Below are 19,319 nucleotides of genomic sequence, written 5' to 3'. Positions count from 1 at the left end.
CTGGTCACGACTACGGGGAGGGAAGGCGGCCGTCTGGTCGGGGTACACGGCCCCGTTTGATCTCGTGATCGACGCGACGCAGGTGTTTGCAGCCGCCCTCGGGTGAGCGCTGCTGCCAGTCGGGACAGGTACACGATTCGTCGATGACGTCGACTTCGTACCGGTTCCCGGACGCAGACTGCACCTCGTAGCGGCCACCTTTCGAGAGGAGCGAGACGTCCATCGCTTCGGCGACAGCACGCTTCGTTCGGGGCTCGAGATCGTCCTGTGACTCTGCGTTCTCATCCACGACCAGTCGGTCGCGAACGTCGCCCGTTCGACCCCCGTCCGGAGCGACGGCTTCCGCAGGGCCACTGAGCCGCTCGTGGAGCAGTTCCTCCACCGGATGGCCTTCCGGCCACAGGTAGTGGACCTCGTGGCGCTCGCGATGGTCGTAGGAGCCGCACGCCGCTGCGCTCCCGGTCCAGACGCGCCAGGCCCCGAGCGCGGCCATCACGTCGACGATGTCGCGGGGAACCGTCTGGTGGTCGTCCGGGACGAACACCCGGAAGCGGGTACACGCCTCCTGGGGCGGGACAGTTTCCCACCAATCTTCGCTGGCGCTCCAGCTGTCGAACATCGCGTCGTCGCTGCCGTAGCCCACCGTGACGCCGTCGATCGGCGTCCAGCCCGTCGGGAGGTGGTCTGCCTGTCCCTCGAGTATCCGGAGGACAGCGTATCGAAGGTATTCGTGGGCTTGGTTGTCCGTCGTTCGGGCGACCTGCTCGTGCTGCTCGGCGACGTACTCGGCTTCCTCGAGGACCGTCGTGAGATAGGGTTCAGTCATTATTCGACGGAGGTCAGAACGCGCCTCCGCCCCTCCGCGGGCGCAGAAAAAATTAACCAACAGAACGGAAGGGGCCCATCACTCTGTTGGTTAATCAGGTTGGGACGAGGATTCGCTCTCGAGAACGTCGATGAGTTCTTCTGCCGTTCGACTAATCCGGCCGAGGCGCTCGCGAACGACCTCGGAATCGTCCGACTCCCACGCAGCGAGGTAGAACGCCGACCCGCTGGTGTCCAACCCACAGTAGCGCCCGACGACGTACGCGACGGCTTCGGCCTCGATTTCGCGTTTCGCCCGCTCGGTGTCGTCGTCGACATCGAAGTGGAGCAGGGCGTGGGCGTACTCGTGAACCAGCGTCCGCGCAAGGTCGGCCTCGTTCTCCCGATCCCGAACCTCGACACGCGGCTGCATATCGACGAGACTCAGCTGCTCACAGATGCCCTTCGCCTCGCCGTGTGTCCACTCCTCGACTGGAACGATCCGCACCGTCACGCCGAGCTCATCAGCGGCGGCAGTCAACTGTTCGACGAGATCGCCGGCGTCCCCGGTCGCTTCCGTGTCGAGATCAGGAAGCGGTTCGCCCTCGGTCTGGGAGACATCGAACACCGGCGCAGGCTTGAATCCGACTAGGCCCTCCGACCATTCCTCGGGCGGCGTCTCGTCGTACTCACAGTCGCTGTCCTCGTGGTAGCTCGGCGAGTTCTCGCACTCCGGGCACTGCTTGGTGATGATCGGCGCCCAGATCCAGATGGCCGACTCACCCTCCTTGACGTGGCGGTCGAACTCCTCCTGCCACGTCCGGTAGCCCGCCACCCGGCTCGCCTCGGGACACTGCCGCTTGATGAGGAGCGTGTTCCGGTAGGAGTAGTCGTGGAAACGACTCTGGACATCGAGCCACTCCTGGAACTCCGCGCTGGACTGCGCGTCGTCGACGCCGGCGACGAGGTCGTCGATCCACTGTTCGATGGTACTGTTCATCTCGTCTGATCGCGTGTCGGTCTGGTCGAAGGAGACCGACGAGTCTCTGGTCGTAGACATCGTGATCACCGAATCGAGTTCACGGCGACTGCGTCTGTTCAGACCGCGCCGCACCCTTCAGGGGCGTTCAAAAAACCGCTCTGTCGGTCAGCGGAGCTCGTGGCGTTCGTCCGCAAAGCCGACCGTGACGAGGTACTCGAGGAACTCGTCGAACCGCCCGACGTCACTGGGCGTGTCGGTCGCAAGATGACGCGCCCACTCGATGGCCCACTGGAAGGCGGGATCCGTGCCGCCCTTGCCGTGTAGATACCACCAGCGAGCCGCCTTGAGAACCACGATGGGATTCGTCGGCGGCTGCTCACCGGCGAGCCCACGGGTGATGGATTCGATTTCGTCGGGGACGTCGGCGGGATCGACCTCCGCTGATTGCGTGGTGTCGATATCGACTGGGATCTCGTCGATCGAGACGTTGTCGGGACTCTGTTGTTGACTCAATGGACGTCACCTCGGAAAGCTTTCGAAGAAGCTCTGGCGCTCTCCGGGAGCACGAAAAACAGGCCACCCAGTTACGTGGGAGGGCTTTTGACCGGTCAGCATCAATGAAGACCAACCAATCGATGTCGCACTGTAGGTCTGCCTTGCCCCGAGCGACTCTCCCGGTGATAACTATACCGGGATTTTGTTAACGTAGTCGGCGTCGGTGAGAGTGGCTTGGACGCGAATAACGTACGGACAATTCGGTATATGGAACTCTGACTGTGGAATGGCAAGAATCGGATCGTTTTTTGAAACCGGTCTGAGCCCTTCGTAGTGTAATTCAGCTCCGGAGACTCTTGAATGGGAATCGCACCGATACTGTTGAGAAGCTCGACAGCCAGCCACACCGTCGAGTGACTGATACACGGGACATCGACGACAAGGTTCGGAAATTCCGTGTCGTGGGCGCTGGAGAGCAATCAAAGAATGTCGTCTGTAGCGCCGATACGAAAGTCGTTATTGCTCTGGAATGTCGCGTACTTCGAGTTCTCCGTTTGGTAAGATGTATGCCCCGAGATTAATCTCAGTACTGGACCACATCCTTCCCAAATCTGGACCGTCCTGACCAGGTACTTCCCATTCGTGAGTAACAGACAAGCTATTATCAGAGGTTACAGTTACAAAGTAGATCCCATCGCTTATTGCGGCACGTTCTATTGTGAATCCATTATGAGGTCTAACAGTGTAGGTTTCGGAAAACTGTGTTTTCCTACTATCCGTTCGACTGCTAGCTGGTGCTATCTCAATTTCTACTGTTTGCTCTTTCTGGCTAAAGTTGACTAATCGAATCCCACGGTATCTGTCGTTGCTCGACTCAGTCGGGGTCCTGGCCCTGATGCGCTTAGTCTCTGCTCGTATGAATTCTCCTCGGGTGAGGTAGTACAGAGTCGGGTTGGTAATTCCTTCGCCAGTTGACCGTCCGCTTTCATCACGAGACTCGACCGAAAAGGCACATTGTACAACAACGCAGAACGCATTTCCGCTCTGGCGTTCAATAGCGGCGTAGCAATCGTAATCTAGGTCAATTATATTGCTATCATTCTGGATATATTCATTATATCTGGTTACTTCTTCATACATTTTTGCGAACCGAATGGCAGACTCCTCATCTAACTCATCTGGAGCCTCGGGATGCTCCTTCGATTCAATTGAAGACGGTCTACCGAATAGACAGCCGCTGAGCGCAATTTTAGTCCCAATCGCCGATGTTGCGAGAAACGCTCGACGATTCATACAGATTCTTTTCCCACCGGTTCTTATATTTTGTGTAGAATGTATTTTTACACGTCTAATAGTTACATCTACGTTCGAATTAATTAATGTACTAGATTCTGCCCGTAAATTATAAGTAGTTAGTTTGCTAATAAGATTTCATGGGATCTAACCAAAGATCCTCGCGGAAGAAAGCTGTACAGATCGGCAGACGGAGTTTCCTCGCTACGACAGCGACACTTGCTGGAACAAGCGTCACTGTTGTCGAAGCCTCCGACGAGGCGGTTGATCGGTTTAGCCTTGGAAAGCGAGGATTCATCGAAACTTCAGTGACACATAAAGGTGCTCCCGACTACCCGAGATCGCAGGGGCATCGATATGTAGCAGATTATATTATTGAAGATTCATTACTTTCGTTAATAAATTTCCCATTGAAACAATCAAAAATAATAAAACTATCGTCACCACCGGAAAAAAATACAATAAATTGGGAAGCGTTGATTTTGATTCCCCCTCTCAAAAATCACTGATTATTGACCGAGATTACCGCTATCTTGAAGAAACTACACTAACACTTGAAGATGAATACTCCACTCCAACAGTAGTAACCAAGGAAAGGGACGATGGAAAAATCCGATTTGAAGTAGATGATCAAGTAATAGATGTCTCTCCTGGTGAGGAAAGAAAAATCGAAATTTCTGATCAGAAAATCAACGTTTTGGAACGGAATGAAAATGGAGACACTAAAGTAGTGAGAGAATCAGTGACGCCTATTCTCAACGTATTTAACCATGGTTTGGTTGATATCTATGGCAGTCGTAACAACGCGATTGTCCCTGCGGACACAAGAGATCCATTTGGACGGTCGATCGTTGATTATTTCGAAAAGGCTAGCAATCTTAACATCCCCGATGGGCCTTCATTTGTCGTGATTCCCAATGAGGTGTTGAAATAATGCCATCTACGGATATCTACCTCGTTGGAACGGAGAACTACTATGATAACTACGACTCTAGTCAGTGGCCCGAACAATATCCGGCATCTCTGATGGGTAATATCGCAGACTGGTGTGAGGTGACTTGGTCTGATTGGGTTGACCAAGAATTAGGATACGAATCTAATTGGAATGCGCGCGGAGGTCAAATTCCAGAGTCTACACTCTCAAACTCATCGTTGTCACAGCGAAGGACAGACGCTGATAATTGGCTCCAAAACAACTGGAAATATTACGATGAGTGTGACGCTGTTTTGGTTATTGATTATAAATCACTCTCTGATGGTCTCCTCGGATATGCTTACATTGGGACAGCGGGCGATAGCCAAAACAAGACTGGAATAGTCAATATGGAACCCTTTGAGGGTGGATCCCCAAGCAATTTCTTTGATGAGGTTGAGTATTATGGGACCTCATTCCATGAGGTTTGTCACCTGTATGATGCGGTTCACTCCGATGGAGGAATATATAATGATGACGAAACTTCGTTAATGGTCTCCATAGCCGACGATACAAACCAGTGTTATGACGAAGGTGAAAAAGAAGTTAGAACTAGGAATGTACACGGTTGCGCACATACCGCCGTCAGGTATCATATGGATCAAAACTTGTAGCATATTGAACAGGTGGGGGTAAACGTCGTCGAACTTGGCCGCTGATTGACCGTGGGCTGGTCGAGATTCCGCTTTTTGTCGAGTACGTAGACACCGACTATGGCCGGTGAAACGGGAAGTATACCGTTGTCTGTACAAAGGGTCCAGTACCGTGAGGATGTGGTACATTGTCCGTGCGGGCGCCCAGTCTGTGTCCGTCCGTTTAGTAACGCCTTCAAACTGGAAATAGAACGCGTACGTCTTCGCAGTGGTGATCACCGCTAAAAGTCTGACACCGACCGCCTTGGCCAGCAATTGTTACAATACATCGTGGATGGGTGCTGGAAGTCCAAGCTGTCGGCTCGCAAACTCTAGATCAAAGAGTACTGCCACGAACAGAGTCGCGCCGACCTAGATCAGCGCCAACCCGGCGACTGCGTCTGTTCAGACCGCGCCGCACCCCTCAGGGGCGTTCAAAAAACCGCTCTGTCGGTCAGCGGAGCTCGTGACGTTCGTCCGCAAAGCCAACCGAGACGAGGTACTCGAGGAACTCGTCGAACCGCTCGACGTCACCAGGCGTGTCGGTCGCAAGGTGACACATGGCGAGCGAAAGCCACCCCTAAAAGGGTGTAACCGACAGCATGGCTCGGCAATCCGGGCTCTATTGCTCGTCTGGATGTTCTATCGCTCCCAACCCCGCTTCGATGATCTCCCGATAGGCTTCTTCGAGAGTCACGTCCTGCTGTTCGGCGTAGTCTTTCACGCGCCCGTTCAGCGTGTGCGAGATGTCGATGTTTGGTCGCATCGTTAATGTCCAAAAGACATTTAGACAGTCAAGAACAAATGTCTGTTGTCGTGAGGCGAACCAATACGTTCGCGGTGCGCCCTCTCTCCGAGCAGGATGAGCAGTTGCTCCGCGAACTGTTAGACGCCTCTGCCAGCCTCTGGAACGAACTGAACTACGAGCGTCGCCGGAACTTTTTCGACGGCGAGAGTGTGTGGGATACCGCCGACTATCGCAAGCAGTATGTCGGCGTCCTCGGCTCCGCCACCGCTCAACAGGTCATCCGTAAGAACAGCGAGGCGTGGCGGTCTTTTTTCGCAGCCAGAGAGGATGGCGAGGACACCGCCCCGCCCGGCTACTGGGGCAACGAGGACGACGGCAGGGAGTTGCGAACGTACATCCGTAACGACCAGTACACCCTCGAAACCGGCGAGCGGAGCCGCCTCGAAATCCCCATCGGCCAAGACCTGAAAAACGAGTACGGGCTTGGCTACCACGACCGACTGCGCCTCGAAGTTGCTGGCGACCCAAACTGGGAGGGCGAACAGGGCCGGTTAGAACTGTACTACGACGAGGTCGATGACACGTTCAGGGCTATTCAACCCGTCACCGTACCTGATTCTCGACGGGATTCACCACTAGCCGAGGAATCGGCTGCCTTGGATGTCGGCGCGAACAACCTCGTCGCCTGTACGACCACGACCGGCCAGCAGTACCTCTACGAGGGCCGCGATCTGTTCGCCCGCTTCCGGGAAACCACCGAGGAGATCGCCCGCTTACAGTCCAAACTCCGTGAGGGTCGGTACAGCAGTCGCCGGATTCGACGCCTGTACCGCAAGCGGACACGCCGACGCGACCACGCACAGGATGCGCTCGTCCGCGACCTGATCGAACGACTATTTGAAGAAGGCGTTGCGACCGTATATGTGGGCGATCTCACCGACGTGCTATCCAAGCACTGGTCCGCAGAGGTGAACGACAAAAACCACCAGTTCTGGGCATACCGGTCGTTCATCGACCGGCTTGCGACTACCGCCGAGGAGTACGGTATCACGGTCGAAGTCCGCTCAGAAGCATACACGACGGCGGAGTGTCCAGTGTGTGGCGAACGAGAGATGACGGAGCGGGACGGCGACGTGTTCCGCTGTTTGTGTGGCTACGAGGGGCACGCCGACCTCGGTGCGTCACGGACATTCCTTGAACGACAGGCTGGCGAATCCGAAGTCGGGTCGATGGCACGGCCCGTGCGCCTCATGTGGGACGACCACAACTGGTCGGAGTCACCACGCTCTCCCGAGAGGGCCAGTCCCAACGAGGAGCGCACAAACCGGAGTACCCGCACGGGGAAACTTGCCTCCGTGGAGACGGCATAGCCAACATCCCCACCGGAGGAATCCAACCCCTTCAGGGGTGGGAGGATGTCAATCACTGGAAGTCACCTCTGAGAGCTTTTGAAGGAGTCCTTGCCCTCTCTGGGGCCACAAAAAACGGGTCGCGACGTCACGTCGGCGGGAGGTAGACGCTCTGTTCGCCGGCGTGATTTTTGAACTAGATTGGTTCCGTTGGAATCCTCAGAAGTGACCGTTTCTATTGCGTTGCGGACAGTACAGGCTGTTCAACAATTAAGCCGACTGTATACGCGTCGCCATCCATCTGATGCCGGACCCCGCAACGTAGCCGATTGTTCCGATGATGACCGCAAGCGCTAGGCCAAAATTGACGCTTGTTTCGAGTCCCCCAAGTAATTCGGCGCGGGCAGACCCGTATGCGAACCCCGACATTCTCGGCGAGGTGTACCGGCCTGCCCCCATCCACTCACCAGAGAGATAACCGACGAGTGGTGGAAAAGCGTACCCCCAGAGGCTAACCAGCCATAGTGTGCCGACGGTTGGGACTAAGCCCGCACCGAATATCCCCGCAATGACGGCAGTTCCCGGAACAATCACAAGCCAGCCCCAGAACTCATAGAGGCGAACACCCACACCGAGGAGGAACGCGACGGACGCGAGACTCAAAAGACCGACAACAGAACCGATAACAGCCCAACGAGGGAGACGGTCACCGAGGATGTGTCTCCGGACCCGACCATTGTTGAGATGTCTCATACCCTTTGTTTCACTTCCGGATTATTAGTTGTTTGGCCGAGTGCGCAATTCCTGTCGACCGCCTGTTTCAGGCGAGATACTCTGTTGAGGTGTTTTACAAGAATTCAACAACCCCTATTTTCTTTCAGATGATGACTCAAAGAAAATCGGCTCTGTTGAAATCCTCTTCTTCAAATATATTCTCACCTGAAACAGCCGGTCGATGAGAGCTGTGAACTGAACGGCAAAGAGAATATACACAGTGGGGTAGAATTAGTACATAGTGATTGAGATGGCTCCATTGAAATCTACAGTAGGTGAAATGTGCTGTTCCGGTTACGGGGAGTAAAGCTAATTAGTTCAATGTTCGAAAATTTGATTGAAGACTACAGAAAGGAATATCGAGAAGCCGATGGCGATTTTGACCATCGTATTGCGGGCTACGGATTGATCGGGCTTGCTATCTTGGTCGTGAACGCCACAATTGTGACGACCGGTAAGAACGAGCTCGGCCTTACAGATTCAACAGTCTTCTTACTAATCGTTCTCGCAGGGGTCTCTCTCCCTTTTATACTGTGGTACCCGTTGCGAAAAGTCGGATTTTAGTAAGGTTGTTGCTGATTGGCTCCATTGAATCTTCTCCTTCAGATATATCCTCATCTGGCAACCCTCTGCCCGTACTGTGTGGTTCATTGTTCTTCTGTCTTGACCGTTCAGAGTGATCGTTCTACGTTATGAATGAGGCAGGCGATGGTGAGTTCACGGAACTGTTTCCACCAGCGTCGTGACCGGACGAACGCACCGTACTTCCGCTTGAGCGTTGAGTTGACCGCCTCGGATTGACTCCGCTGGCCGTAGAGATCAGCGTCTAAGCGCGCGTTCCATGCCTTGTGAAGCGATGTAAACTCACGATGCTTTATCAGTGGCCGAACCTCGTGTTGCCGGGCAAGTCGCCTGATCTTCTGGTCGTCGTAGCCCTTGTCACCGAGCAGAATATCGATGTTTTCCGGGTTACGCTTGATCAACGGCGGAGCGATCTGACTATCGTGTTTTCGTGTCGTCGTCACGTGGAGATCGAGGATTGCGTTCTCTTTCGTATCGACCAGCAGCGTCACTTTGAGCTGCTGAATCGTGAGTTCAGCTCGTTTCGTGTAGTGTTTCGAAGCGTGACTGCGGTCAAACCCTGACGCATCAACTCCAACAACTCCACTCGTCGGAAGTAGCGTCGCTGAGAGAGTCAATATAACACGCCACACGGCCATACCAAGTCGATTGAACGCCTTACAGAGCGTTGATGGCGTCGGAAGTTCGGCTAATCCAAGAGCTCGTCGGATGCGTGGCATCTCGATCAGTTCGTCAAGCAGGCCACGGTATGTCGTGTTCTTCCGAACTTTGAGACACAGCAGAACAACGTGCTGGGGAAGTGTGTAGCGGTGTTTAGAGAACTTCGAGGAGTATCGAGAGACCGCTCGGCGTGCCAGATGGATCGCCTTCTCAGTAAAACGAAGAATCTGCGACTTCGGGAGGGACTTCATCTCGTCGAATTACATGGCGAACATGTAACTCCCTGAGGATTTCAACAGAGCCAGAAAATCCGAATTAGCTTCCTGTTTCACGCGATTGTATTGATCTTCCGCCCAATCAAGCGCATCTGGGGTATCATTCATGAGAATTCCACGCACTCCCTGTTCCGTGAAAATGATGACACCTGCCTCAGACGAATCAACAATCCAGAGGCCAAAACTAAACGGCATCGTAGCAGTGTGTAAACTGACATTACTGTCGTCTTGTAGTTTATTTGTAAGTGATGAAAATACGGCACGCATCCGTTCAAATACGTCGGGTGGGATAATTAAATCGAGAGAGTAATCTTCAGTACTGCGTACACGTTCGTAGAGCTCCTCAGCGAAGCCAGTAATCACGACTGGGGTAATAATGGTAATATATTTACCAGTTTCGACACTATCTAGCAACAGTTGTATAATGGCATCTGGCATCGACGGGTCAGCTCTGTTGACACTTGCCCCCTCAAGAAACGGGTAATCAATCATATCCGTTGTTGAAAGTTCGTTGATTAGTGGACCTGCCTCAACAAGACTCTCCAGCCGACCCAGATATGCTTCTCGTGCCCTGTAACTACACCTTCCGAGTGGCGTAGGTTTCCACACGCCGTCTTTGTAGACCACGAACTCACTATCGGCGAGGTCACGCAAAGCGCGGTCCAGCGTAGAACGTGAGACATCAACCACCTCTTCCAGTTCGCTCTTTGAGCGAGGCTGATCCATTAGGATGTGAAGGAACGAGTAGCGTTCGGAGAGGACACTGTCGGGGTCATCGCTTGATGAATAACCCATACTTACTCCTTAGTCCAGCAATCAGTTAAATTTTTCACATTTAAATAGGTTAATTCACTAGGAGTAAAATAATACTATTCACTATATTCAAGAAAATCAAACTGGAGGAGTGGGCATCAATATGTAGGGTGGTATCTCATTATATGAAAAAATTATCGGCCGGTAAGGTGAATATAACATGGCATTATTCCTTGTGTGTGGTGTGATCACATGGCCACTAAACAAAAAGACGTTCAAGCTGGTCAAAATCAAGACGAGTCGAATGAAGCGACCACTACTGAGAGTAGCTCGCGCAGAAATGAAGAGTGCTCAACAGATACTCAGAAACGGACAATATCTAGTCGACGGTCCACATTAAAAACCGTCGGTATACTTGGAGTGGGTTCATTTGGCTTTTCACGGGTGGGTGTCGCATCTTCTGAGAAAAAATCAGATGAAAAAGAAATCGACTACGCACTTCGTCGAGAAGAGCCAGGAGACCCAACCTCCGCAATCACAAAACGGACTAAGAGAGTTCCTCGAGACTGGTACCGTTCGCTCAAGAGGAGTGAAAAAGTCCGTAAGAGAAAAAATTTTGAATCAAAACCATATGTAGGTGAGGTTGATCTGATTCCACCAATACACGGTGGAGCAGGACCACAAATTCAGGTTGGAGTCATTCAGAATCCCGACGGCTCAGCTCATCCTGATCTTCCCTCTACTCAGGAGGCAAAAGACAAGATTCCTACAGAAGTTGAGCGAATTCCAGTTGATGTCCACGAAGTCACTGAGTTTAGAAACGGCTGCTACGAATACGATTACGGCGATAGTGTCCCAGCAGGTGCCGAAATGGAGGTCGGATATGAGACCGGTTATTGTACTATGGGAGCGCAACTGAACAAGGACGGGAACTCATACTTTTCGACATGCCAGCATATATTTTATAATGACGATCCTAAATCAAGAAAGTTGTACAATCAAGATGATGATGCTGCGATTGGTGACGTTATAGAATCATACTGCACGTACGATTTTGTTGTTGCTGAGCCAATCAATGGCCACACACCGACATATAGGTTGGCAGATCCCAATGGAACCCTTTCGGACCTAACTATCGTTGAGCAGTTTACAAAAAATGCGCTTCATGATAAAGTAGCTAATGATGAAGAATTGACCAAAAGAGGTGTTAAAACCTGTGAAACTACTGGAAAGATCCGATCGGCTAATGGATATATTGGGCCTGTTGACATAGGGTGCGGTTTCCGAAATCATCAAGTGAAATGGGGAAAAGATGATGGTGACTTTGACCCGGGTGATAGCGGATCCATAGTCTATCAGAAGGTGGGAAGTGATCAAGTTGCTGTTGCTGGAACTTGTAACGGGTGGGACCCTGTTAATAGATATATCGTATATGGCCAATCAGCTTACTCTATCAAGAATAACAAAGGGTACACCTATATTTAAAATAATATTAGATATGAGCGTTTATAAAAATACTCTGTAATAAGCTTTGTTTGTGCTAGGTTCTCCGAGAATTAACGTTTTTGATGATTGCTTGGCTTGACGTCTTATTTCACAGAATAATCATTCAACAGCATCGTTGCTCGCGGGCGGTGACCCCCGCACCCCTCTCTGGGGGCACGAAAAACAGGTCGCGAAGCCACGCCGGCGGGAGGTAGACGCTCTGCTCGCTGGCGATCTCCTCCAGGTTGTTCCGGTGGCGGTGGCTGAAGTAGCCTTCGTAGCTGCAGTATCCACAGCTTGCGCCGGTATCGTATTCGGCCACGTACGGGCCGCGGCGAGTTCGCCAGACGTTCGTCCCGCACTCGGTACAGGTAGCGTCCTCGAGATCGGCAGGACTCGGACCCTCGTACTCGACGTTGAGCCCCTCGTTTTGCGGTGTCGTTTCGGGCCAGATTCCGTGGGCCCTCCAAAACTCACGGACGCGAGCGAGGCTGTGGCGCACCGTCTTTCGGACGGTGACGTGGTCGGCGTCGCGACCGCTGTCGTCCCAGCCGTCGGCCGTCCAGAACTCACCGAACTGTGCGCCGCGATGCAGCCCGTTCCAGTCGACGCCGACGATGTCGGCTGGTGGCTCGTCCGTGAGTGTCGGTCGGGTAAGCTGTCGAATGGCATCGAGCTGCTTGGGCGGACTCCCGCCGAGGATGTGGACGCGCCGCCCTCTCCAATCGGCTGGGTCGGAGAACTCGTGGGCCAGGCGGTCGGCGTATCCTCGTGAATATCCGAGGACGAGGGTCTCGGGGATCGCGTCGATTACCGCCCGCGACTTCGGAACGACGATGAGCTCGGCCTCGGGGTAGCTCGCTTGGATCTCACGAGCAGCAGCGACGTGGGCGTCGACGTCGTCGATTTCGTCGACGTCCCCGATGACCCCGACCTGAGGTTCGTACTCGAAGAAACGGTCGACGAACCGCTCCAGATCGGGATTCCGGAAATCGTTGTCGAGCATCCCGACGGGGAGGCTAAGGTTCTGATACTGCGCCTCCTGATACCCACAATCCTCGCGAAAGCCGGGAAGGAAGCCGAGGTCGACAGCGTCGACGACAAACGGGGCTCGATGCAGAAACGCCACGTAGTCTGCCTGTCTGGCGGCGGCGATTTCGCGAGCGGTGCTGGCGCTGGATCTCAGCTCGAGGGACATGATTAGGCTCGCGAGGCCGCTGCTGGCTGCCCCGCACCCATTCAGGGGCCCGAAAAACCGAGACTCAGGCAATTAACCAACAATAAGGAAATCCACGCGGAATATGTTGGTTAAGACCAGAACTTACTCTTCGCCCTCACGTAGCTCTTCAGCCTTCCACTTGAGCCGGCGCAGAATCTGCGTTCGATTCTGGTGGGCGTTCTCGTAGGCAACGCACTCCTGGAGGGTTTCCATATCCGGAATCGTCGCGATCCCTGCCTTGATCAGGCGCGTGTTCGGTGCTTCAAGCCGCTTTTCAGGTGGAAATTCGTCTGACGCCTCTGAGTCGTCTGTAGAAGTACCCATAACGGATGCCTCCACCTATCGAGGGCACGAGCAACAGCAGAGAATTGAAGCAGTAGATCTTGGGAAGGTGCACCCACTGCGAATGGGGCCATCAAAATAGAGGCCTTCACGACAGGATTCGCGCTGTCTCGAAGCCCAATCAGGCTTCCGAGGATTCGAGCAAAACGAGGTTCTGAACAGGGTATGGGTTATTCTCGCCGGCGAACTCGTCCTCAGGGACGTAATGCCAGAGGTGGCCGTCTACCTGGTAGAGAAACGACTCGCCGCCTTCTGCTTCAACTCGTACCCGCTTCCCGACATTATCGTCTTCTTCCCAGCCGATCACGGTCAACGGCTCGACGGGCCATTCAAAGAATTTGACCGAGTCACCAGACTCCAACTCTTCAAAAGTCTCTATATCCCCCTGCTGTGGCTCTCGCGCGTCGTGAGTCGGATTATGCTCAATAGACATGGTCTCTGGGTACGCCCCTACTCACTTAATACTGTCAGCAGTGGATTCCAGCCGCTAGAACGGAAGCACGCCTGGCGAATCTTCTCTTCGACTGCTCTTAGCCCATCGCCTCTTGGAACCGCTCGCGCAGCGCGTCCTCGCGTTCTTCGAACTGTTCGACTTTCTCCTGCAGGTCGTCGCTGACGCGCTCGATGCTCGCCAGCGCTCGCTCGCCGGCCAGCGACGCCTGTGACCCGTCGTCACCGTCCGCCTCTAGCTGCTGCTCGTACGCCTGCTCGACGCGCTCGATCGTGCCTTCCGGGTTGAACAGAATGTCGTTGGCGATCCGAACGTACTGATCGAGGGATGCCCCCTCTTTCCCCTGGAAGAAGTGGGTGAGAGCGTACGTCGCGCCGGAATGCAGCGTCCACATATCGATCTCGAAGGGTGACGCCGCATTGGCTTCTGCATCGCCGGCGGCACGCTCGGCCAGGTAGTCCGGGAAGCCCAGCAGGGTGTAGAACTCCGTGACAGTGAACGGGAGCTCCGAAAAGTCGAGGTCGATGTCCTGGGCGTCCCGGATGAACTCGAAGAGGTCATCGGCGACGAGTTCGACCTGTGCGAGGAGTTCCTCCCACCAGGTCCGGAAGTTCCGGACGTCGCCGACGTGTTTGATGACCTCCTTGTCGGTGAGCGAACGCATCGTGTTCGAGCAGTAGCCGTCTTGGGCGAACCCCTCCACGTAGACGGCGTGCTCGCCGAAGAAGTCGTAGCCCGACGTGACGCCCATCGTGATCGGATCCGACCGGCCGGGGAGGCGCACCTCGAGGCCGTCGAACATGATGTCCATATGCACCTCGCCGCCGCCCCGGTAGCGCCGAATCTCGCCGAACATCACGTCACCCAGCGGCGTCCCGTCGATGGTCTCCTCGCGGAGAACCTCCTCCAGCGGCCCGTAGACGTCGACCGGGTTGATGATCGAGTAGCTGTCAGTGGGAACGTGGAACAACGGGTCCGTGTCCGCGTCCTCATCTCGGGCCTGCTCCCGAGCGCGACTCGGCTCGACGAGTGCGTTGAACCGCTCCGTCTCAACCCACTCGTCGGTGTAGGGATTCTGGTACGCCACGGTCGTCTCGACGGCCTGCGGAAGATCACGAACCGCCTCGCCGAAGGTCACGGGGTCTGCATCCCCGTGACGCTCTCGGTACCACTCGGGTAGTTCGGTGTCGGTACGCCCATCGACGCCAGCGAAGATGGTTCTGGACTCTGGATCTTTCATCTCAGTCACCTCACTTAAGGAATCCTCGTCGACGTGCGACTGCATCGTCTCGCGCCCTGCGCCCCTCTCCCGGGCGCAAAAACAACACCACGTTAACCAACGCCCCTCTCTAAATGGCGGGGAGTGTTGGTTAATCCAGATCCAGTCCAAGGCTCGGATCAGATGTCGGAACTACTCAGATTCGTCTCTCCGTACCCGGACCTGCTCAGGATTTGGAATCCAGGGGTGTGCTTCCCAGCAATGCCGAGCGTGACTATGCGGTGAGTCGAACTCTCTACTACACGATCCACACTCGTAGGTGGCGTCGGGCCAAGGCTCGCTGACGAACATCGCTGTCACCGTCGTCGCCACCGGCTCGGGAGCCTCGCTCCGCGTAACGTACCTGTAGCCGAGAACCGTCCGTTGACCCATTGCTGTTCGGGCGATCTCGGTTGGCTTGTCCTCGGGGAGATACACCCAGCGAACGAAGTCGTCGACCGATTTCTTGGCTGAGGGCTGGAGGATGAACCATCGCTCGTGGTCATCTCGGAACAGGTAGCGTTCGGTCCCCCTGTTTTGGAGGTATATTGGGTCACCCCTGCCCGGGACGAGCCGTAGTCCGAGCGACGGCGATACCGGTTTCAAAAGCTGGTCGACGACCGATGGGCCGTCATCTGTATGGCCGTCCGAATCAGCCTCCGCTACGAATTCATCGAGACTGGCTTTCGTGGTCACGGGGACCACCTCCCGAGTGAGGCCTGTTCCCGGTCGGACTCAGCTGGAACTTCGCAGAGAAACCGCCACTTTGGCTGCTCTCGGATCTGCTTATCGGGGCGATTTCCCGCTTGGCCGGGGTCCGTTTTACCGGCACAGTGCCAGCCCTTGTCTCTGAGCGCTTTGATCATCGAGCCGTCGAAGTCGGCTCGCACGAACGTCAGCAGGAGCCGAACGCCTCGTCGCCGACCGTGACGACGCACGAATCGTTCCATCGACCGGGCGAGGGCGGCAGAGGCGAGATTGGGGAAATCGACCCCGATGCAAATCCGTGCTGCCTCGACGATTTCGTCACCCTCGAATCGCGTCCCGTCGTATTCCAGCGAGCGAATCAGCGGATAGCGCCACGTAATCGCACCTAGTAGCTGGTCCTGGTAACAGAGTCCGTGATGGACGAGATTCGTCCGGGGGACATCGTCCATATAGGAGTGATGTGCTTCGTAGATCGCGCCGGCGACATGGCGCGGGATCGATTCGATATGGACGCGCTCTGCGAACCGCAAACCGAGCGGCGCCGTGACCGGCTGCCCCTCCCGATGGATGGGACACGAGCACCCCTCGGGGGTAGGCGTATATTGGAAGCCGGTACTCCGTATTTGGTCTAGAGAGTGAGTTTCGGTCACGAGTCGGTGTCGTCGGTGCGCTCCTGTCGGTCGTTGTATCGCTCCAGTTCACGCCCGATTTTCTCGAGCGCCTCGACACCACGTTCGAGGAGCTGATGGGTGGCTCGCGCCAGTCGAAGCGTCTCCATCAGTGCTCCCCCTCCGGGGGTTCGATGAGGTCGTTGCTCACTTCGGCGAGTTCCCGGATTACCTGTTCCACGTCAGCATCCTCGGCAACCGTCCGATGTGCGAGCGGGGCAGGATATGCACGGTCGCCTTGGCTGCAGAGTACGACCAGCCACTCGTCGGTTCCATCCCCGAGTACGATGTAGTGGTCGCGATCAGCGCGCTGGAAGACCCGCCGGTCCTGGCGAGAGACGGCTCGCCAGTTCTCGGGGAGCGTCGGTGACGGCCGTCCGCCGTCGGTGAGGGCGACGACGTCGTCGGTAAGGGTCGCCATCGCGGCGTTGATCTCCTCGCCGGGGAGGTGCCAGCACGCCGCGGCACTGTCGCACTCCAGCTGCGAAACTACCTGATTCCGGAACGCGATGTAGTGCTCACGGGCGAACTGCTCATCGTCGTAGTAGTCGAGGAGGAGCGCGCACGCGAGCTGGGCGGGCCCGCTACCACTGTACCCCCACTCGAACCCGCTTGGACTGTGGTTGACGAGGTCCAGACTGCGCTCGAGGGAGAGTCGCCGATGCTCCGAGAGGTTCAGCACGACGGCTTGGCCGTCGACGCGGAAGCCGACGTATTCGACTGCGTCTCGGTGAGCCTGACCTGGCGATGCGACTGGAACCGATTCCGAACTGGCTACAGGTACATTCCCGTTCATTCGTTGCTCGCGGGCGGTTCGGTGACCCCCGCACCCCTCTCAGGGGGTTCAACAAACAGGACGGCGTAGCGTTCGGCAACGTATTTGGCAGTTGCAACGTACTGTCCACATAATTGAGGATGGCTGTACTGGACGATCTCTCGGGGTTCGAGTTCGAGGACGTGATGGAGGACGTGTTCCGGAACCTCGGCTACGAGAACGTCCGCCAGGCCGACCGCACGGCTGACGAGGGTCGCGACGTCATCATGGAGGAGGTCGTCGACGGCACGCGGCGTGCGATCATCGTTGAGTGCAAGCACACGGGGACGGTCGGACGGCCGGTCGTCCAGAAGCTCCACTCGGCGATCGCGACGTTCGACTTCGACGGCCCCAAACGCGGAATGGTCGTCACGACCGGCCGGTTCACGAACCCCGCTCGGGAGTACGCCGACCGCCTTCAGCAGAACGACGACCCCCATCCAATCGAGTTGCTCGACGGCGAGGACCTCCGGGAGATCGCCGATGAGATCGGCCTCGACCTCTACAACGGGCGCATCGAGATTCTCTGCGACGAGACGCTCCGCCCGCACGACCCGGCTGCCGACGTCGACGCGCCCGTCATCGAGGCGTTCCGCGACGTCGAGAACATCGAGGCCGTCGACCTGCCAGAACCGCACTCGTCGGTAACGTTCCGCCCGGTGGTCGCGGTCACCGCGGACACGAACGCCGTCTTCGAGACGTCGGTGGGCGTCATCCACCGGATCAACGACCGGACGCGATTCGTCGCCCACGCCGAGCGCGGGCAGCCACAGGTCGTCGACGAAGACGTCGCGACGCTGGTCACCGAGAACCTCCACGCGACGGTCGACCTCGACGCCGAGCAGTTCGGCGAGGTGTTCGACGATGTCGAGGAGCGCCGGTTCGGACAGACTCAGACGGAGTACAAGGAGTGGGCCGTCGAGCGCCTCCAGCAGCACCACACGACGACGGTGACCTACACCGGCGACAACAACGTCACGTACAACAAGACCTGCGAGCCGAATCGTTCGGACATCTCCGTGCAGTCGATCGAGCCCGTATACCTCCCCGAGGTTCGGCACACGACCGACCTCCAGGAGTACACCTACCCCTACGAGTACTACGCGGCAGGTCCGTCACGAGTGACAGCCGAGGATGGCATCCACCGCTGCGTCCATTGTGACACAAGCGGCGGCGACGAGACGTACACCTACTGTTCGAACTGCGGGGCAATCGCCTGCTCCAGCCACATCAAAACGGAGCGGCTGGAAGGCGAGCCGATCTGTACAGGCTGTGCGGTGACGGAACGGTTCGCGCTGAAGACGAAGTACTTCTACGACGAGGAGAATCTCGAGGCGTTCAGCGAGGAGTACGCCGACATGCCGCTTCACGAAAAGGCGATGGAGAACAAGTGGCTGGCCGGGGGGAGCGTTGTCGCGACGGTGCTGCTTGTCGTCGGACTACTCGTCATCGGCGGCATCATCTGAGCGGGCTCGGTGTTTACGCCGGCTCAGCGACCAGCTCTTCGAGCGCGTGCTCAAGCGGGCCGTGGAACTGCCAGCTAGCCCGCTCGAAGGCTTCCTCGGTCGGACCATCCCACCGGGGGAACGCGGAATGACCACTCACCTTGACGGTCCACTCGGACGGCTCCTCGAACGGGTTCCGGGTCGGGAGCTCGACGACGTAGAGGTACTCCTCGTCGCCGTGAATGCCGTCGGCTGGGTTCTCGACGCCGTGTCCGAGCAGGAACATCGGCTGGTCGAGGTGCTCCATATTGTCCGGCTCGAGGAGATCCGAGGGGTGGTCAGCGTGGATGCTCCGATCACGCCCTTCGTCCACGTAGAGGGTCATCGTCGAAAGTGTGTCGAGGAACAGGAACTGGGCAGCGGCGTACGCAGGCCCGCGCTCTGTTCGTGTCTCGTCGAGCAGCTGCTTCAGCTGATTAAGGTCATGGAGGACGCTATCGGGATAGCCGTCCGAGTGTCGGTAGATTTGTGCGATGCGGTCGGTATCGGACTGTTCGCCTGCGGTCTCGCTCCGTTGGATGAATCGGAGTTGACTTCGTGTCGACATCG

General features: G+C 56.1%; 23 protein-coding genes. 6 read left to right on the top strand and 17 right to left on the bottom strand.

The features are described from left to right. Nucleotides 1-10 precede the first annotated feature (10 nt). From NAF06_RS15360 to NAF06_RS15345, 4 genes are all read right to left on the bottom strand, one after another. Nucleotides 11-826 carry a hypothetical protein gene (locus NAF06_RS15360; RefSeq protein ID WP_008580610.1) on the bottom strand — a complete coding sequence of 272 codons (816 nt, stop codon included), beginning with the start codon at nucleotides 824-826 and terminating at the stop codon, nucleotides 11-13. Nucleotides 827-916: 90 nt separating this feature from the next. Next, a complete protein-coding gene (locus NAF06_RS15355; protein WP_049908502.1) occupies nucleotides 917-1,864 on the bottom strand; it encodes an ArdC-like ssDNA-binding domain-containing protein in 948 nt (315 codons plus the stop codon). Nucleotides 1,865-1,951: 87 nt separating this feature from the next. Then, entirely contained in the window at nucleotides 1,952-2,299 is a 348-nt protein-coding gene (locus NAF06_RS15350; RefSeq protein ID WP_008580607.1) for a DUF8013 domain-containing protein, read from the bottom strand. 498 nt (nucleotides 2,300-2,797) lie between these two features. Further along, a complete protein-coding gene (locus NAF06_RS15345; protein ID WP_137692894.1) occupies nucleotides 2,798-3,574 on the bottom strand; it encodes a hypothetical protein in 777 nt (258 codons plus the stop codon). A gap of 140 nt (nucleotides 3,575-3,714) precedes the next feature. On the opposite strand from NAF06_RS15345, the gene NAF06_RS15340 reads away from it, so the two are divergent. Genes NAF06_RS15340 through NAF06_RS15330 form a run of 3 tightly spaced genes read left to right on the top strand, consistent with a single transcriptional unit; the run spans nucleotide 3,715 to nucleotide 5,161 of the window. Next, nucleotides 3,715-4,083, top strand: a complete 369-nt coding sequence (locus NAF06_RS15340; protein ID WP_160162863.1) for a hypothetical protein — start codon at nucleotides 3,715-3,717, stop codon at nucleotides 4,081-4,083. Next, on the top strand, nucleotides 4,041-4,508 hold the full coding sequence (locus NAF06_RS15335; RefSeq protein WP_152418717.1) for a hypothetical protein: 468 nt from the start codon (nucleotides 4,041-4,043) through the stop codon (nucleotides 4,506-4,508). Before NAF06_RS15340 ends, NAF06_RS15335 begins: the two co-directional genes overlap by 43 nt. After that, a complete protein-coding gene (locus tag NAF06_RS15330; RefSeq protein ID WP_137692896.1) occupies nucleotides 4,508-5,161 on the top strand; it encodes a hypothetical protein in 654 nt (217 codons plus the stop codon). Before NAF06_RS15335 ends, NAF06_RS15330 begins: the two co-directional genes overlap by 1 nt. 640 nt (nucleotides 5,162-5,801) lie before the next feature. Here NAF06_RS15330 and NAF06_RS15325 read toward each other — a convergent pair. Next, nucleotides 5,802-5,945 carry a hypothetical protein gene (locus tag NAF06_RS15325; RefSeq protein ID WP_158413898.1) on the bottom strand — a complete coding sequence of 48 codons (144 nt, stop codon included), beginning with the start codon at nucleotides 5,943-5,945 and terminating at the stop codon, nucleotides 5,802-5,804. A gap of 38 nt (nucleotides 5,946-5,983) precedes the next feature. Here NAF06_RS15325 and NAF06_RS15320 point away from each other — a divergent pair, with 38 nt between their 5' ends. Continuing rightward, nucleotides 5,984-7,297, top strand: coding sequence for an RNA-guided endonuclease InsQ/TnpB family protein (locus tag NAF06_RS15320; protein WP_008580604.1), 1,314 nt, complete (start codon nucleotides 5,984-5,986; stop codon nucleotides 7,295-7,297). A 249-nt stretch (nucleotides 7,298-7,546) separates the two neighbouring features. On the opposite strand, the gene NAF06_RS15315 is transcribed toward NAF06_RS15320, so the two are convergent. From NAF06_RS15315 to NAF06_RS15305, 3 genes are all read right to left on the bottom strand, one after another. Continuing rightward, on the bottom strand, nucleotides 7,547-8,029 hold the full coding sequence (locus tag NAF06_RS15315; protein WP_080505575.1) for a hypothetical protein: 483 nt from the start codon (nucleotides 8,027-8,029) through the stop codon (nucleotides 7,547-7,549). A 692-nt stretch (nucleotides 8,030-8,721) separates the two neighbouring features. Beyond that, complete coding sequence (locus NAF06_RS15310) at nucleotides 8,722-9,543, bottom strand: IS5 family transposase (RefSeq protein WP_008580603.1); 822 nt, start codon at nucleotides 9,541-9,543, stop codon at nucleotides 8,722-8,724. 9 nt (nucleotides 9,544-9,552) lie between these two features. Then, entirely contained in the window at nucleotides 9,553-10,362 is an 810-nt protein-coding gene (locus NAF06_RS15305; protein WP_008580602.1) for a helix-turn-helix transcriptional regulator, read from the bottom strand. A 210-nt stretch (nucleotides 10,363-10,572) separates the two neighbouring features. Here NAF06_RS15305 and NAF06_RS15300 point away from each other — a divergent pair, with 210 nt between their 5' ends. After that, entirely contained in the window at nucleotides 10,573-11,805 is a 1,233-nt protein-coding gene (locus NAF06_RS15300; RefSeq protein ID WP_137692898.1) for a hypothetical protein, read from the top strand. 124 nt (nucleotides 11,806-11,929) lie between these two features. Here NAF06_RS15300 and NAF06_RS15295 read toward each other — a convergent pair whose 3' ends face one another. From NAF06_RS15295 to NAF06_RS15265, 8 genes are all read right to left on the bottom strand, one after another. Continuing rightward, the gene (locus tag NAF06_RS15295; protein WP_008580600.1) at nucleotides 11,930-13,003 is read right to left on the bottom strand and encodes a DUF6610 family protein; all 1,074 of its coding nucleotides are present in this window, start codon (nucleotides 13,001-13,003) and stop codon (nucleotides 11,930-11,932) included. 123 nt (nucleotides 13,004-13,126) lie between these two features. Next, nucleotides 13,127-13,348 carry a DUF8129 domain-containing protein gene (locus NAF06_RS15290; protein ID WP_008580598.1) on the bottom strand — a complete coding sequence of 74 codons (222 nt, stop codon included), beginning with the start codon at nucleotides 13,346-13,348 and terminating at the stop codon, nucleotides 13,127-13,129. 139 nt (nucleotides 13,349-13,487) lie between these two features. After that, nucleotides 13,488-13,799 (bottom strand): hypothetical protein, encoded by a 312-nt coding sequence (locus NAF06_RS15285; protein ID WP_008580596.1) that lies wholly within the window; start codon nucleotides 13,797-13,799, stop codon nucleotides 13,488-13,490. 97 nt (nucleotides 13,800-13,896) lie between these two features. Continuing rightward, complete coding sequence (locus tag NAF06_RS15280) at nucleotides 13,897-15,102, bottom strand: hypothetical protein (protein ID WP_192813786.1); 1,206 nt, start codon at nucleotides 15,100-15,102, stop codon at nucleotides 13,897-13,899. Nucleotides 15,103-15,228: 126 nt separating this feature from the next. Further along, on the bottom strand, nucleotides 15,229-15,771 hold the full coding sequence (locus tag NAF06_RS15275; protein WP_080507124.1) for a hypothetical protein: 543 nt from the start codon (nucleotides 15,769-15,771) through the stop codon (nucleotides 15,229-15,231). Continuing rightward, nucleotides 15,768-16,313, bottom strand: a complete 546-nt coding sequence (locus NAF06_RS15270; protein ID WP_174955913.1) for a hypothetical protein — start codon at nucleotides 16,311-16,313, stop codon at nucleotides 15,768-15,770. The genes NAF06_RS15275 and NAF06_RS15270 overlap by 4 nt, the downstream gene beginning before the upstream one ends. 116 nt (nucleotides 16,314-16,429) lie before the next feature. Beyond that, nucleotides 16,430-16,561 (bottom strand): hypothetical protein, encoded by a 132-nt coding sequence (locus tag NAF06_RS15510; protein ID WP_008458061.1) that lies wholly within the window; start codon nucleotides 16,559-16,561, stop codon nucleotides 16,430-16,432. Further along, nucleotides 16,561-17,247, bottom strand: a complete 687-nt coding sequence (locus NAF06_RS15265) for a DUF6166 domain-containing protein (RefSeq protein WP_049908476.1) — start codon at nucleotides 17,245-17,247, stop codon at nucleotides 16,561-16,563. Before NAF06_RS15265 ends, NAF06_RS15510 begins: the two co-directional genes overlap by 1 nt. Before the next feature lie 119 nt (nucleotides 17,248-17,366). Here NAF06_RS15265 and NAF06_RS15260 point away from each other — a divergent pair, with 119 nt between their 5' ends. Further along, entirely contained in the window at nucleotides 17,367-18,731 is a 1,365-nt protein-coding gene (locus tag NAF06_RS15260) for a restriction endonuclease (RefSeq protein ID WP_008580589.1), read from the top strand. 13 nt (nucleotides 18,732-18,744) lie between these two features. Here the strand turns inward: NAF06_RS15260 and NAF06_RS15255 are convergent, their stop codons facing one another. Next, the gene (locus tag NAF06_RS15255) at nucleotides 18,745-19,317 is read right to left on the bottom strand and encodes a hypothetical protein (RefSeq protein ID WP_008580586.1); all 573 of its coding nucleotides are present in this window, start codon (nucleotides 19,315-19,317) and stop codon (nucleotides 18,745-18,747) included. Nucleotides 19,318-19,319: the final 2 nt, after the last annotated feature.

This window comes from Halorubrum hochsteinianum (assembly GCF_023702125.1).
In the GTDB taxonomy this organism is placed as follows: Archaea; Halobacteriota; Halobacteria; order Halobacteriales; family Haloferacaceae; genus Halorubrum; species Halorubrum hochsteinianum.
The sequence above is the reverse complement of the archived record's forward strand: the minus strand, read 5'-3'. Positions and strand labels throughout refer to the sequence as shown.